Origin of the sequence: Poseidonocella sp. HB161398 (assembly GCF_005870025.1) — a bacterium.
Taxonomy (GTDB): domain Bacteria; phylum Pseudomonadota; class Alphaproteobacteria; order Rhodobacterales; family Rhodobacteraceae; genus Mangrovicoccus.
On record NZ_VATA01000106.1, the window covers coordinates 1 to 13,272 of the forward strand.

Here is a 13,272-nt window from a genome sequence, read left to right on the forward strand (position 1 = left end):
CCCGCACTGCGCTGCCCCGGCCTTGAGCCGGGGCCTCCTGCGGGTCGCGGATCAGGGCCGCGGAATGCCGAACTCCTCAGGCGATTTCTTCGCCAGTCCGGCATCCTGCAGCAGCCAGCTCGTGCTCTGCTGCCACTTTGCCAGGAAGGCCTCCGCCTCCTCGCCCGAGAGCGACAGCATGGTGAAGCCGCGATTGTCCATCAGCTGGGTGAAATCGGGGTTCTTCGCGCCCTCGGCATAGGCGTGCTGCAGCTGGGCGACGATCTCGTCCGGGGTGCCCTTCTTGACGAAGATGCCGAAGAACGGGCCCCAGGGCAGGTAGGTCTCGTAGCCCGCATTGATGGAGGCGACGGCCGGCACGCCGGGCAGCTTGTCGCTGGGCTCTGTGTCGAAGACGGCGAGCGGCTTCATCTTGCCCGCGCGGATCCCCTCGATCGCGGCGCCGAGCACCGCGGGCATCACGTCGATCGCGCCGCCCTGCAGCGCGGTCAGCGCCGGGCCGTCGCCGTCATAGGGCACCGAGATCACGTCGAGATCGCCTTCGACCGTGTTCATCATCGCGGTGACGACCGAGGGCAGGCCGCCCGGGCCGGTGGCGCCGAGCCGGAGCGCGCCGGGATTGTCGTGGATATAGGCCAGCATGCCGGCATAATCGTCGAAGGGCATCTCAGGATTGGCCACCAGCACCGGCGTGCCGAGCGCCAGGATGCTGACCGGCACGAAATCCGAATAGTCCTTCTTGCCGAGCCCCATCACCTTGTAGAGCAGCGGGTTCTCCGCGCCCATCAGCAGCGTGTAGCCATCGGCCTTCTGGCTGGCGACATTGTTCAGCGCGATCGCGCCGACGCCGCCGGTCATGTTCTGCATCACCACGGTACCGCCCAGCACCTCCTCGGCATGCGGCGTCACCGAGCGCATCACCGTGTCGGTCGAGCCGCCCGCGCCCCACTGGATGATCCCCTGGATCTCCTTGGCCGGATAGTCGTCGGCCATGGCTGCGCCCGCGGCAATGGCCAGCGCCGACACGGCGCCGATGAAAAAGGTCTTCATGGGGGTCCCTCCCGATTCTCCCGGCGGACGCGAGCCTCCCTGGCGTCCATCCGGGGGCGAGACTGGGCGGGGAAGGGCGTAACGTCAAATACCTTGTCCTCGAAATGCGGAACATGATGTTAATCTGTGACCGGCCTCAGCCCCAGAGGCGTCCGGCCTCGTTCAGCTCCCTGCGGAACTGGCGGATGCTGTATTCGGCGAAATTCGACAGCTGCCGCCCCTTCTTGGTCACAAGGTAGATGTCGATCGAGGTTTCCTCCAGCAGCGGCTTGCGCACCACTCCGGGCAGGATGTCCTCGGCCACCGAGAATTCGTCGATCACCGCCACGCCCAGCCCGTTGCGGACCAGGCTGACGATGGTCTGGGCGAAGCGGCCGCGCATCGAGTGCCGCGCCTCCACCCCGGCCTCGCGGAACGGCCGGGTGACGATCCGGCCATAGGGGTCCGAGGGCTCGATGCCGACCAGCGGCTCCTTCGCGAGGTCGCGCACCGAGACCGCCTCGCGCGCGGCCAGCGGATGGCCCTCGGGCAGGATCGCGATCACCCGGCCATGGGCGAGCTTCTGGTTCTCGATCCCCGGATTGTGCACGGCCGAGCTCATGATGACGAATTCGCCGCGCTCCAGCAGCAGGTAGTCGGCCGTCTCCTCGATCCGCAGCATGTTGAGATCCATGTAGAGATCGGGATAGCGGGCGCGCACCGCGCGGATCGCCCGTGCGGCGATCGCCTGGGCGATCGAGGGCGCCGCGGCGAAGGAGAGCTGCACCTCCTCTCCCTTCTGCAGCGACTCGAGCGCCGCCTGCAGGTTCTCCACCCCCTTGTAGACCTCGCGGATCTGGTCGAAGACCCGGCTCGCCTCCACCGAGGGCACGAAGAGCCCGGCGCGCCGCTCGAAGAGCCGCAGCCCCAGCGCCTCCTCGGTATGCTTGACCAGCCGCGAGATGCCCGGGGCCGAGACCCCCAGCAGTTCCGCCGCGCCGCTGATCGTGCCGCGCAGCATCACGGCACGGATGACCTCCACCTGCCGCAGGGTGATTTCGCGCATCTCCGCCTCCTCGAAATAACTCCATGTTATTATCATGGCATAATCGGTCATTGACGTTAAGGGGTGGTGGCCGCCTAACAGGGGCAGATGCGGAGGAGAAACGTCATGAAGCAAGAGGTCGATCTGGTCGTCATCGGCTCCGGCGCGGCCGGGCTGTCGGCGGCGGTGACGGCGGCCGAAGCCGGGCTCGAGGTCGCGGTTCTGGAGAAGGCCGAGGTCATGGGCGGCACGACCGCCTGGTCGGGCGGCTGGATCTGGGCGCCCTGCAATCCGCTGGCGCGTGCCGCCGGGATCGCCGAGAATCGCAGCGCCCCGCGGCAGTACCTGCAGGCGCTGCTGGGCAACCGCTTCGAGCCCGAGCGGATCGACGCCTTCCTCGCCGCCGCGCCCGAGATGGTCGCGTTCTTCGAGACCCGCACCGCGCTGCAATTCGAGAGCGGCTCGGCCATCCCGGACACTTACGGCCATCTGCCCGGAGCGGGGACGGGCGGCCGCTCGGTCATCGCCAGGCCCTTCGACGCGCGCAAGCTCGGCGCCGACCTGAAGCTCCTGCGCAAGCCGGTGCGCGAGACCACCTTCTTCGGCATGACGATCCAGGCGGGAGCCGATCTGCGCGCCTTCATGACGATGACCCGCTCGGCCCCGGCCTTCGTCCATGCCACGCGCCGGGCGCTGCTGCATTTCCGCGACCTGGCGCTGCATGGCCGCGGCATGGATCTGCGCAACGGCAACGCCCTGGTGGCGCGGCTCCTGCGCTCGGCCCGCGATCTGGGCGTCGCGCTCGAGACCGGGGTCGAGGTGGCGGAGCTTGTGCGCGAGGACGGCCGGATCGCCGCCGTGCAGCTGGCCGATGGCCGCCGGATCGCGCTGCGGGCCGGGGTCGTGCTGGCCGCCGGGGGCTATGCCCATGACGCCGCGCTGCGGGCGCAGACCTTCCCGCGCAATGACGGGCACCGCACCCTGGCCAGCCCCGGTTCCACCGGCGGCGGCCTGGCGCTGGCGCGGGCCGCGGGCGCGGCGCTGCGCTTCGACCAGCGCCGCCCGGCCGCCCTCTGCCCGGTTTCCGAAGTGCCCTGGCCCGACGGGCGCAAGGGGCTGTTCCCGCATATCATCGAGCGCGGCAAGCCCGGCGTGATCGGCGTGCTGGCGGACGGGCGGCGGTTCTGCAACGAGGGGCTGGGCTATCACGACTATGTCGACGCGCTGCTGCAGGCGGTGCCCGAGGGCCAGCCCGCGCGCTCCTGGCTGGTCTGCGACTACCGCTTCCTGCGCCGATTCGGGCTGGGCGTGGTGCGGCCGCAGCCGGTGCCCTGGCGCCACTGGCGCCGCCGCGGCTATCTCAAGAGCGGCCGCAGCCCGGCCGAGCTGGCGCGGGCCTGCGGCATCGACCCGGCGGGGCTGGAGGCGACGCTGGCCGAGTGGAACCGCCATGCCGGAAAGGGCGAGGATCCGGCCTTCGGCCGCGGCACCACCCCCTATATGCGGCTGCAGGGCGACCCCGAGCAGGCGCCCAATCCCTGCATCGCGCCGATCGTCCGCGCGCCCTTCTTCGCCGTCGAGGTGGTGCCGGGCAGCTTCGGCACCTTCTCGGGCATCTCGGCCGATGGCCGCGCGCGGGTGCTCGACGAGGCCGGAGCGCCGATCCCGGGGCTCTGGGCGGCCGGGGCCGACATTGCCAGCGTCTTCGGCGGCTACTATCCGGCGGGCGGCATCAATCTGGGGCCCGCCATGACCTTCGGCTTCATCGCCGGGCGCGACGCGGCGGGACTGCCGGCGGCAGGGGAGGCGGAGGCATGCGCCGCAAGCTGAGCATCGCCCATCTGACGGCAATCGAGCTGGACCCGCCCGCGCTGATCGAGGCGGCCGGTGCCGCGGGCTTCGACGCGGTCGGGCTGCGGCTGGTGCGGGTGACGCCGGAAAGCCCGGGCTATCCGCTCTCCGCGCGCTCCGAGCTGGCCAAGACGCGCCGCGCGATGGCGGCGACCGGGGTCGAGGTGTCGGATATCGAATTCCTGCGCCTGACGCCGGACTTCCGGCTGGAGGATGTCCTGCCTGCGCTCGAGACCGGCGCGCTCCTCGGCGCGCGCCATGTGATCGCCGCGCCCTACGACCCCGATCTGACGCGGCTCTCGGCCAGCCTCGCGGCGCTTGCCGCCGCGGCGGCGGAGCGCGGCATGCGCGCGGTGCTGGAATTCTTCCCCTGGACCCCGGTCCCGGATCTGGCGACCTGCTGGCAGGTGGTCGCGGCGGCCGGGCCGCTGCCCGGGATCCTGGTCGATCCGCTGCATTTCGAGCGCTCGGGCTCGCGCCTGGCCGACATCGCGCGGATCCCGGCAGAGCGCTTCCCCTTCGCGCATTTCTGCGACGCGCCGGTGAAGCCGCACTACAGCGAGGCGGAGCTTCTGGACGCGGCGCGGCGTCTGCGGCTGGCGCCGGGGCAGGGCGGCATCGCGCTGGAGCCGCTCCTGCGTGCGCTGCCGCCGGGCCTGCCGCTCGGGCTCGAAGTGCCCGGCGCGCTGGCCGCCGCCGAGACCCCGGTGGCGGCCCTGGCCCTGCTGCGCGAGGCGGCCGAGGCCGTCTGCGCCCGCGCCGACGCGCTCTGCTAGCCGCCTTCCTGTCATGGCCCGACGGCGCCGCTCCCTCCGGGGGGCGGCGCCTTTCTGCCTGCCGGGTGGCGGCGCGGAGATTGGCTATTGCGCCCCGGCCTATAACCTACTATTTTGATCGGAAATAGCGCCGGGCCTGCCCGGCCCGACCGAATCTCGCCAGCGCCGCGCGCGCCAGCCAGGGGAGCCGCTTACCGGAAGGAACCGCTGGCATGAGACGAGACAAGACCGGCCCCGTGGCCGCCGAAGAGACCCGCGACGGCCCGAACGAGGAGGCCGTGATGCTGCAGGTCGCGCGCTTCATGTTCCAGTCCTTCGCCCGCCCCGAGGAGCAGGCCTGGCGCCACGCCATCGACTATTCCACCACCCTCGACGAGCCCAGCCGCATGCTGCGCGCGATCAGCGAGACCGTGCAGGCGATGCGCGCGGCGCGGGTCTCGGTCTTCCGCTTCGCCAATCCCGCCTGCCCGCGCTGCGCCCGCCAGGTGACGCCGCATGAGCGCCAGTTCATGGCCTGCATCTCCTGCGCGCGGCGCGGCGAGTTCGACAAGGCCGAGCGCCATGCGACGCTGCTCTGCGAGGGGAACGGGACGGGCATGATGCTGGCGGCGCTGGCGCTCTTCCCGGAGCTGCCCGGCGCGCGGGCCGGAGCGCTCCATTGACCTCTGCCGGGCCGGGACGCGATCCGGCCGGGCGCCATCCTGATGCCGAAAAGCGGGAAACTGCCATGGACAAGCCGACCACAACCGCCCTGCACTCCGATCTGCCGCTTGCCAATGCACGCGAGCTGATCGGAGAGGGCTCGACCGCCCATATCCTTCTGGACGGGCAGGTCTATACGCTGCGCATCACCAAGGCGGGCAAGCTGATCCTCACCAAGTGAGGACTGGCAGGCTGGCGGCATGTGCGCGGCGCGGAACTGCGGGCTGGAGGCTGTCTGGCGGCAGAACCGGACCGTCGCTGCGTGGTGGTGCGAGGCTGGCGTTTTCTGCTGGCGTGCCTGACGGATAGCGGAGCAGGCCGGCGATCGGCAAGCGCAAAAAACCTGACAGAAACGCTTTAGCTGCGGGGACCGGTTTGCGGCCTCCGCCTTTCCCTTCCGGCGGCATAGGTGGGCTGCCGGATCCTGTGCGGGCCCCGAGCCCGGCGGAACGCGTCATGCCTCCCCGGCGCGGCGTCGCCGCGGTCCCAGCCAGGCGCGCTCCCTCGTCGCGCCAGCCAGCGGACCCTCAGCCCCCCGGGGCGCGGGACTGGACTTCGCAAGTGATTTCGTCCCGTCAGGAATGCCCCTCTGCAGCAGGGCATTGATAGGGTCATGCCGCTTGAAAGCCCGTCTCCGGAGCAGGCCGGCGCCGCGGCGAAGGCCCTGCGGCCGGAGCGGAACCTGACCCGCGGCGGGGTGCCGGTGCTTCGAGGAGACCGGGCGCGCGCCCGTCCTGAAAGTGATCCGCATCGCCCGGGCGCTGTCCCGCGACACGGGAGATCAGGCAGGTCTTCGCCTCTGAGCCGGAGGTACCGGCGCTCCTTGACTCGCTCCCGGACGAGGATCCGGCGTGGCCGCGCCAGCGCGCCGCAAGCCATGACCGGGCTGCCGCGCTGGTGTCTGGGCGCGCCGCTAACCGTTACGCTCGACAGCCTCGTGGGCGGAGCGGGGTCACCACATTGGAGCTCGACCGCATCGCCCGGTCGCGCGGCCGCGCCGCCTTCGAGCCGGCCGCCGGGGCCGCGCGCCGTGGGGCTCACGCCCTTCGCCATCGACATGGGCGGCGGTCTCAAGCTCCGCGAGCCGTCCGCATTCGACGGGCTGCACGGTGTCTCCGCCGACGGCCTGCCCGCTGGCTGCGGCTCCCTTCTGGACGATCGCGAGGCCGATGCGCGCGGGCTGCGCCGCAGCGGCCGGACGCCGGTCGACTGGCGGGCTGCATGGGCGCGTTCGATTTCCGCCCCGAGGCGGAGCCCGGCGGCGACGGGTCCGGCGACGCTCGCGGATGCGGCCGAGCGCGCGATCGGCCGGGCCCGCGCGCCGCGTCTGGCCGATGCGCCGGAGCTGCGCGCCGCGCTCGGCATTGCGGGGGCAAGATCGAGGCGGGCGCCGACGACGCCGGGCTCCTGCGGCTGGCATGCGCTTCTGCCCCTGGATGGTAAAATTCGCCGCGCGAGTACGGGCCTTGGCGGCCGGGGCCGCGTCCGCCTCTGCCGCGATGTCCGCCGCCGCCGGATCGACATGCCCGGTAGGCGGCTGGTCGCGACCGCTGACGGGCGGCGCGTCTGCGCGATCCGCTGCTTCGACTGCGAGCTGCGCGAGGTCGGCGGCCCGCCGCGGCGGCGGCGCGGTCACATGCTCCCGGCCTCGGGCGGGCTGGAAGGCGAGCGCCACTATTTCACCGTCGTCGACAGGACCTTGCTGGCCTCGATCTGGCAGCTCACGCGGGATGGCCGCGCGGTGGAGGACGGCGTGCGCCGCGCCGCCTGCAACGCCATGGCGCATCGCCGCGACGATCACGGCGGCCAGCACAGCGCTTCTCGATCTCGACGCCGCGGGCGTTCCGCCTGACCGCCTCGGAGGGCCCGGGCGGCGCGCAAAGCTTGGCAATTGCCGGGCAGGGCCGGGACGTCACGCAATGCCATCTGCTGGCGCGGGCGGCGGAGACGCCGCTGCCGAAGGCCCCGCGCCGGAGATCCCTCGGCGAGGTCGCCGTGGCGGTCCCGGACTGGACGGCGCATGCGAAGGCGGCCGGTCTCCCGGCGGGGCGCTCCGCCGGGAGACCGTGCTGCGTCGGCCGCTCGGACGCACTTGGCCGGAAGGGTCGCCGTCAGGGAGCGCCGTTTCCCTCCGGCCGTGTGGTGCAATGGGGCCCGTTTGAGGGGCCAGGGCGGCCGCTGGCGGTCCTGCGCCGGAAACGGCGGGCCCGAGGATCCGGCCTGGCACAGGGTCGGCCCAGTCCGTGGCTGCCGCCTGAAGCAGAAGGCCTCGGCCGGCGGCATTCCCGCCGGAGCTGGAATCCGCCCGGCCCGTCGGCAGCGGGACGGCATGGGGGTCCATGGCGCGGCCAAGTCTGAGGAACATCGCGTGTGGCGTGCCTCTTCCTTGGGAGGCAACGCGGTCGGCGGAGGGGCGGCCGGAGTCTCGCGATCGGCCTCTGGGAAGCCGAGATCGGCCTCTGGCACCACGCTCCGGTGCAGGCCGCGGAACCGGGATGGCGCGCATCGCCGGCAGGCGCGGGTGAAAGGATGGAGGCGCAGCGGTTGCCCGGGAAGTGGTGCCGGCGGGCGGTGTCCTGCGGCCGGATGCGCGCTGCATCTGGTCCTTTGCGAGGAAAGAGCCTGCATGACGTCCAAGCGGTCTCGCGCGGACCGACAGAGGGACCTGCCGTACGGCGGATGCCGCAGGGCCCGGGGGCGCTGCGGCGGGAGATCGGCCCTGCCGGGCGGTGTCAGTCCAGCGATTTCTCGCTGGCATCGGCCTGGCCGTTGATCCAGTAGCCGGCCGCTTTCAGCCAGGGGCCCGGATGGCCGCGCTCCTCGAGCATATGGGTCTTCAGCGCCCGCGCGACCCCGGCCTCGGCCGCGATCCAGACGAAGCCCTTGCCCTCGGGCAGATCCAGCGCCTTGAGCGCCTCGAGCAGCGGCGCAGGATCGGCAGCCGCGCCAGCCGGGCGGTGGACCCAGTGGGGCGCCTGCGCCGCGGCGCTCTCGAAGCGCTGCTCCTCGGCCGGGCCGGTCACTGCGGCCAGCGTGACCGCGGTCACGCCCTCGGGCAGCTCCTCGACCCGGCGGCCGATCGCCGGCAGCGCGGTCTCGTCGCCCACCAGCAGGTACCAGTCGAAGACCGGAGCGATCACCGCCGAGCCGCGCGGCCCGCCGATCCGGAGCCTGCTGCCCGGTGCGGCCTGCCGCGCCCAGTCGGTGGCGGGACCGGCCTCGTGCAGCGCGAAATCGATGGTCAGCGTGCCGTCGCCGAAGGCGCGGGGCGTGTAGTCGCGCATCTCGGGCGCCTCGCCGCCGGTCGCGAAGAACAGCTTGACGTGGTCGTCGAAGCCGAGGCTCGCGAAGCCCTCGAGCTCGGGCCCTTCGAGCACGATGCGCTGCATGCCGGGGGTCAGGGCGAAGCTCTCGCGCACGGTCAGCTCGCGGCGGCGCAGCTCGTGGCGGTGGCGGGTGATGATCTGGGTCATGTCCATGTCCTTTGCGGGGCCCGGCGCGGGGGAGGCGGCCAGGCTGTCGATGGTCTCTGCGGCGCCGCGGATCGCGGCGGCGGCGGCGGCAACGGCTTCGGGGCCGGCGGCGGTGCCGAGGAAGCCGCGGCGCAGCGACATCTTCAGCCGGTCCATCGCCTCGACGATCTCGGGGGCGGCGCCGCGGCGGAAGCGGTGTCCGCCGCCCCGGGCCTCGCGCCCGGTGCGCGCCTCGAGCGCGGCGGCGTTCAGCGCCAGATGCTCCTGGCCGAGCGGGGTGATGCGGCAGAGCTTGCGGCGGCCGCCCGCGGCCTCGCTGGCGATCAGCCCCTCCTCCTCCAGCGAGGCGAGATTGGGATAGAGCACCCCCGGCGAGGGCCGGTAGGCGCCCGCGGTGCGGGCCTCGAGCTCGGTCATGATCTCGTAGCCATGGCGCGGCTGCTCGGCGACGAGCTGCAGGATCAGGAGCCGCAGCGTGCCGTTGTCGAAGGCGCGGCGGCCGCGCCGCCCGTGTCCCTTTCCGCCCCGGCCGCCGGGGCCGTCCATGTGGTCCTTGTCGTGTTTCATGCAGTCCAGATAGAGTTCGATATATCGAAAGTCAAGATATATCTAAAACGGTTGGCTTTGGCCGGATATGCCGGGTGAATGGCCATCTGGCCGCTGCAGGGTCCGGCATCCTGGCCGCGAACAAGGAGAAAGGAGCGGCAATGACCGACCGGACGACATCTGCAGGGACGGGGACGCTGATCCTGATGCTCTGCAACGCGCTTTTCATCTGCTCGATCTCGATCGACCTCGCGCTGACCGGGATCGTCGGCTTCCAGCTGGCCCCGGCCCCCTGGCTGGCGACGCTGCCCTTCGCGCTGATCACCGTGGGCACGGCGCTGGCGACCTGGGGGGCCTCGGCGATGATGGCCCGCAGCGGGCGGCGCGCCGGGTTTCTGGCGGGCAGCGCGGCGGGGCTCGCGGGCGGGCTGGTCTCGGTCTGGGCGGTGCGGCAGGGCGCCTTCTGGGGCTTCTGCCTCGGCACGCTGCTGGTCGGCATCTGGCAGGCCTTCGCCCAGTACTACCGGCTGGCGGCGGCCGACGGGGTGGCCGCGGCAGAAAAGCCGCGGGTGATCTCGCGGGTGCTGGCGGGCGGGCTGATCGCGGCGCTGGCGGGACCGGCGCTGGCGAATTGGAGCCGCTCCTGGCTCGGCGATCCGTTCTTCTCGGGCGCCTATCTGGCGGTTGCGGGCCTCGCGGGGCTCTCGCTCCTGCTGCTGCTCTTCCTGCCCGGAACGCCCGGAACGCCCGGGGCGGCGCAGGGCGCGGCAGCGGTGCCGGTGCGGCTGGCCGATCTGGCGGCGCGGCCCGGCTACCGCGCGGCCCTGGCCAATGCGGTCGCGGCGGGGGTGGCGATGATGGTGCTGATGACGGCGGCGCCGCTGGCGGCGCTCGGCTGCGGGCTCGGGGTCGAGACCGGGACCAGCATCATCCAGTGGCACCTTCTGGGCATGTACGGCCCCTCGCTCTTCACCGGGGTGCTGATCGCCCGGCTGGGGCTGGGGCGGATGCTGCAGGCCGGCGTGCTGGTGATGGCCGCGGCCGTGGCGATCGGCCTGTCGGGCGCCAGCAGCGCGGCCTTCCATGCGGCGCTCCTGGCGCTGGGGCTCGGCTGGAACTTCATGTTCGTCGGCGGCAGCGCGCTGCTGGCGCAGTCCCATGCACCGGAGGAACGTGCCCGCGCCCAGGGCTTCGCCGAGTTCCTGCGCTATGGCGGCACGGCGCTCGGCGCGCTTCTGGCGGGTCCGGTGCTGCAGGCGGCGGGCTGGGCGGCGCTGAACCTCGCCGTGCTGCCGTTGCTCCTGCTGGCAAGCTGGGCCACTCTGGCCTGGCAACGCACAGAGGTGGCCCCGGCGTGACTGATCCGACCCGTCCGCATCTTGTCGTCTTCCTGATCTCGGAGGGCGTGAACATGATCGATCTCGGCGGGCCGATGCAGGCCTTCGCCAGCTGCAACCAGGAGGCGGGGGAGGCGCGCTACGAGATCGTCACGGCCTCCGCGGCGGGCGGTCCGGTGCGCTCGGGGCCGGGGCTGGCGCTGCCGACGGTGGCGATGGGCAGCCTCGATCCGGCGCGGATCGGCACGCTGATCGTCCCCGGCGGCAGCGCCGAGGGCGGCCCGCCCGAGGACCGCCAGCTCTCGGCCTGGCTGGCCTCGCATGGCGGACGCGCGGGGCGGCTCTGCGGGGTCTGCACCGGCGCCTTCTTCCTCGGCGCGGCAGGGCTCCTCTCGGGGCGGCGGGCGGTGACGCATTGGCGCTGGAGCGCCGAGCTCGGCCGCCGCTTCCCCGAGGCGCGGGTGGAGATCGACCCGATCTATCTCGAGGATGGCGGGCTCTGGACCTCGGCCGGGGTCAGCGCGGGGATCGACCTGGCGCTGGCGCTGATCGCCCGCGACCAGGGCCGCGCGATGGCGGTGGCGGTGGCGCGCAGCCTCGTCGTCTACATGACTCGCTCGGGCGGGCAGGCGCAGTTCAGCGTCCCGCTCGAGGCGCAGTCGGGCCGGGACAGCGCCTTCGCCGAGCTCGACGGCTGGATCCTCGAGAACCTGCAGGCGCCCCTGGACCTGCCCTCGCTGGCGGCGCGGGCCGGCATGTCCGAGCGCAGCTTCCGCCGCCGCTACCGCGAAGCGACCGGGCGCACCCCCGGCCAGGCGGTCGAGGCCTTCCGGCTGGAGGCGGCGGCCCAGGCGCTGGCCACCGGGCCCCGCCCGGTCAAGCAGATCGCCCGCATGGTCGGCTGCGGCACGGAAAGCGCGCTCCTGCGGCTCTTCCGCCGCCATTACGGCGTCACCCCGAGCGAATTCCGCGCCCGTTTCGCCGCCGGAGGCGCCCCCGCCCCGTGATCCGCCCGACCCCGTGATCCGCCCCCGCCCCAAGATCCGCCCCGCCCCGTGATCCGCGCCCGGCATCGGGTTCTGGCGCAGCTTTCCGGCACGGCGAGGGGCCCCTCCTCCCCTGCCTGCGGCCTGCGGTTCCGTCCCCCGGAGTGCCTTGCTCAGGGGCCGCAGAGCGGGATGCTCCCTGCAGAGGGCAGAGGGCAGAGGGCAGAGGGCAGAGGGCAGAGGGCAGAGGGCAGAGGGCAGAGGGCAGAGGGCAGAGGGCAGAGGGCAGAGGGCAGAGGGCAGAGGGCAGAGGGCAGAGGGCACAGCCATTGTCCGGCTTCTGGGTAGAACGTCCCGGTTGCGGCACCTGTCCCGGTCCTGGGCTTGCGCCGGTGCTGGACGGATGTCGTGCCGGACATCCGGGGTTCAAGAGATGCGCGCAAGTGCTGCGGCCCGTGGAAGCTTGCGTTGAATCGCCGGAGCGCGCCGGAGACCCGCTCGCGGTGCCGACAGGTCCGCTCTGAAAGGCAGGGCTGACTGTTCCCTGCGGGCAATGGGCGAGCATGACGCGGGCGCGCCATCGCGCTCCGGCGCTGGAGGCAAGCACAGATGCGGCCTGCCGAGCCGGGCCAGTGCGGGCGCGGTCGCGAAGAGCGCCGGCGCCGCTGGCCCGCCGTCGCGCCATGGGACGGGAGCTGGCGGGGTGCGCGGCGCCGCGGCTTGGCGAGGAGGTCCCGCATGACCTGCAGGGGGCTTCCGGATCAGAGCGGAGGTGGCCGGCCGCAATGCTGGAGCGGCCGCCGCCGTCCTGATGCGGCAGGCCATCGCCCCAGGTTCGTCGGTCCGCCGCCCGGCCCGTCTCTCCGGCGTGGCGCCCTGGAGACCGGCGAGGCTCTTCCCGACGTTCAGGACGGCGCCTCCCGCGCGCAGATCGCATCCCCGGCGAGAGCCCGAACGTGTCTGTGAAGAAGAGGGGCAGCATCGAGACCACGGCCAGCTCGGAGCTGAAGGTGGCGAAATAGAGGATGTTGAGGATCGCCACCTGCTTGAAGCGGTAGCGCTGGAATTCGGGGACGGTCCCGGTGAAGACCCGGCGGTTCGCGCGCAGCGCCAGCATTGCGTCGTAGACATAGAGCAGCGCCAGCCCGAACCAGACCGCGTATTGCGTCGCCGGGTTGAAGATGCCGACATTCTTCAGCCGCCAGGCCAGCGCGCCGAGCGCGATGTAGAGCGGCACTTTCATCGCCGGCAGGAAATAGCAGGATGCTGAAAAGTCCGTTTGGCCGAGGAGCTGGGGGCAAGACTGGAACAATCGTCCTGAAAGCGGCTGGACTTGCCCATTTCTGAAGAAATCATCTGACCGGATCCGGAACGAATTCCTCCACGACGAGGCCCTGGAGTCCTTTTTCAGCAGCCTGCTAGAGATCGCCCTTGGAGGTGACCTCCATGGCGGTGGCGTTCTTCGGGCGGAAGTACTTCGACCCCTTGGGCACGTCCTGCACCGAGGCGTAGTAGATGAAGCCGTAG

10 protein-coding genes are annotated in these 13,272 nt (G+C 72.2%); 7 read left to right on the top strand and 3 right to left on the bottom strand.

The window, feature by feature from the left end; translation table 11 throughout:
* Nucleotides 1–51: 51 nt before the first annotated feature.
* Together FGX59_RS34195 and FGX59_RS34200 are read right to left on the bottom strand one after the other, a co-directional pair.
* On the bottom strand, nt 52–1,050 hold the full coding sequence (locus FGX59_RS34195; protein ID WP_138472868.1) for a tripartite tricarboxylate transporter substrate binding protein: 999 nt from the start codon (nt 1,048–1,050) through the stop codon (nt 52–54).
* Between the two features lie 136 nt (nt 1,051–1,186).
* The gene (locus tag FGX59_RS34200; protein WP_138472869.1) at nt 1,187–2,095 is read right to left on the bottom strand and encodes a LysR family transcriptional regulator; all 909 of its coding nucleotides are present in this window, start codon (nt 2,093–2,095) and stop codon (nt 1,187–1,189) included.
* A 105-nt stretch (nt 2,096–2,200) separates the two neighbouring features.
* Here FGX59_RS34200 and FGX59_RS34205 point away from each other — a divergent pair, with 105 nt between their 5' ends.
* The 5 genes from FGX59_RS34205 (at nt 2,201) to FGX59_RS34225 (ending at nt 7,255) form a co-directional block, all read left to right on the top strand.
* Entirely contained in the window at nt 2,201–3,904 is a 1,704-nt protein-coding gene (locus tag FGX59_RS34205) for an FAD-dependent oxidoreductase (protein ID WP_240722842.1), read from the top strand.
* A complete protein-coding gene (locus tag FGX59_RS34210) occupies nt 3,889–4,701 on the top strand; it encodes a sugar phosphate isomerase/epimerase (protein ID WP_138472873.1) in 813 nt (270 codons plus the stop codon). The genes FGX59_RS34205 and FGX59_RS34210 overlap by 16 nt, the downstream gene beginning before the upstream one ends.
* Before the next feature lie 212 nt (nt 4,702–4,913).
* Nucleotides 4,914–5,363 carry a hypothetical protein gene (locus tag FGX59_RS34215; RefSeq protein ID WP_138472875.1) on the top strand — a complete coding sequence of 150 codons (450 nt, stop codon included), beginning with the start codon at nt 4,914–4,916 and terminating at the stop codon, nt 5,361–5,363.
* Nucleotides 5,364–5,428: 65 nt separating this feature from the next.
* Nucleotides 5,429–5,584: a hemin uptake protein HemP gene (gene hemP, locus FGX59_RS34220; RefSeq protein WP_138472878.1), complete on the top strand. Its 156-nt coding sequence runs from the start codon at nt 5,429–5,431 to the stop codon at nt 5,582–5,584.
* Between the two features lie 696 nt (nt 5,585–6,280).
* Nucleotides 6,281–7,255 carry a hypothetical protein gene (locus FGX59_RS34225; RefSeq protein WP_138472880.1) on the top strand — a complete coding sequence of 325 codons (975 nt, stop codon included), beginning with the start codon at nt 6,281–6,283 and terminating at the stop codon, nt 7,253–7,255.
* 880 nt (nt 7,256–8,135) lie between these two features.
* Here FGX59_RS34225 and FGX59_RS34230 read toward each other — a convergent pair.
* A complete protein-coding gene (locus FGX59_RS34230; RefSeq protein WP_138472882.1) occupies nt 8,136–9,443 on the bottom strand; it encodes an SIP domain-containing protein in 1,308 nt (435 codons plus the stop codon).
* Nucleotides 9,444–9,583: 140 nt separating this feature from the next.
* Here FGX59_RS34230 and FGX59_RS34235 point away from each other — a divergent pair, with 140 nt between their 5' ends.
* Together FGX59_RS34235 and FGX59_RS34240 are read left to right on the top strand one after the other, a co-directional pair.
* Nucleotides 9,584–10,780 carry an MFS transporter gene (locus FGX59_RS34235; protein ID WP_138472884.1) on the top strand — a complete coding sequence of 399 codons (1,197 nt, stop codon included), beginning with the start codon at nt 9,584–9,586 and terminating at the stop codon, nt 10,778–10,780.
* Entirely contained in the window at nt 10,777–11,766 is a 990-nt protein-coding gene (locus tag FGX59_RS34240) for a GlxA family transcriptional regulator (protein WP_206078516.1), read from the top strand. The genes FGX59_RS34235 and FGX59_RS34240 overlap by 4 nt, the downstream gene beginning before the upstream one ends.
* The last annotated feature ends 1,506 nt before the right edge of the window (nt 11,767–13,272 follow it).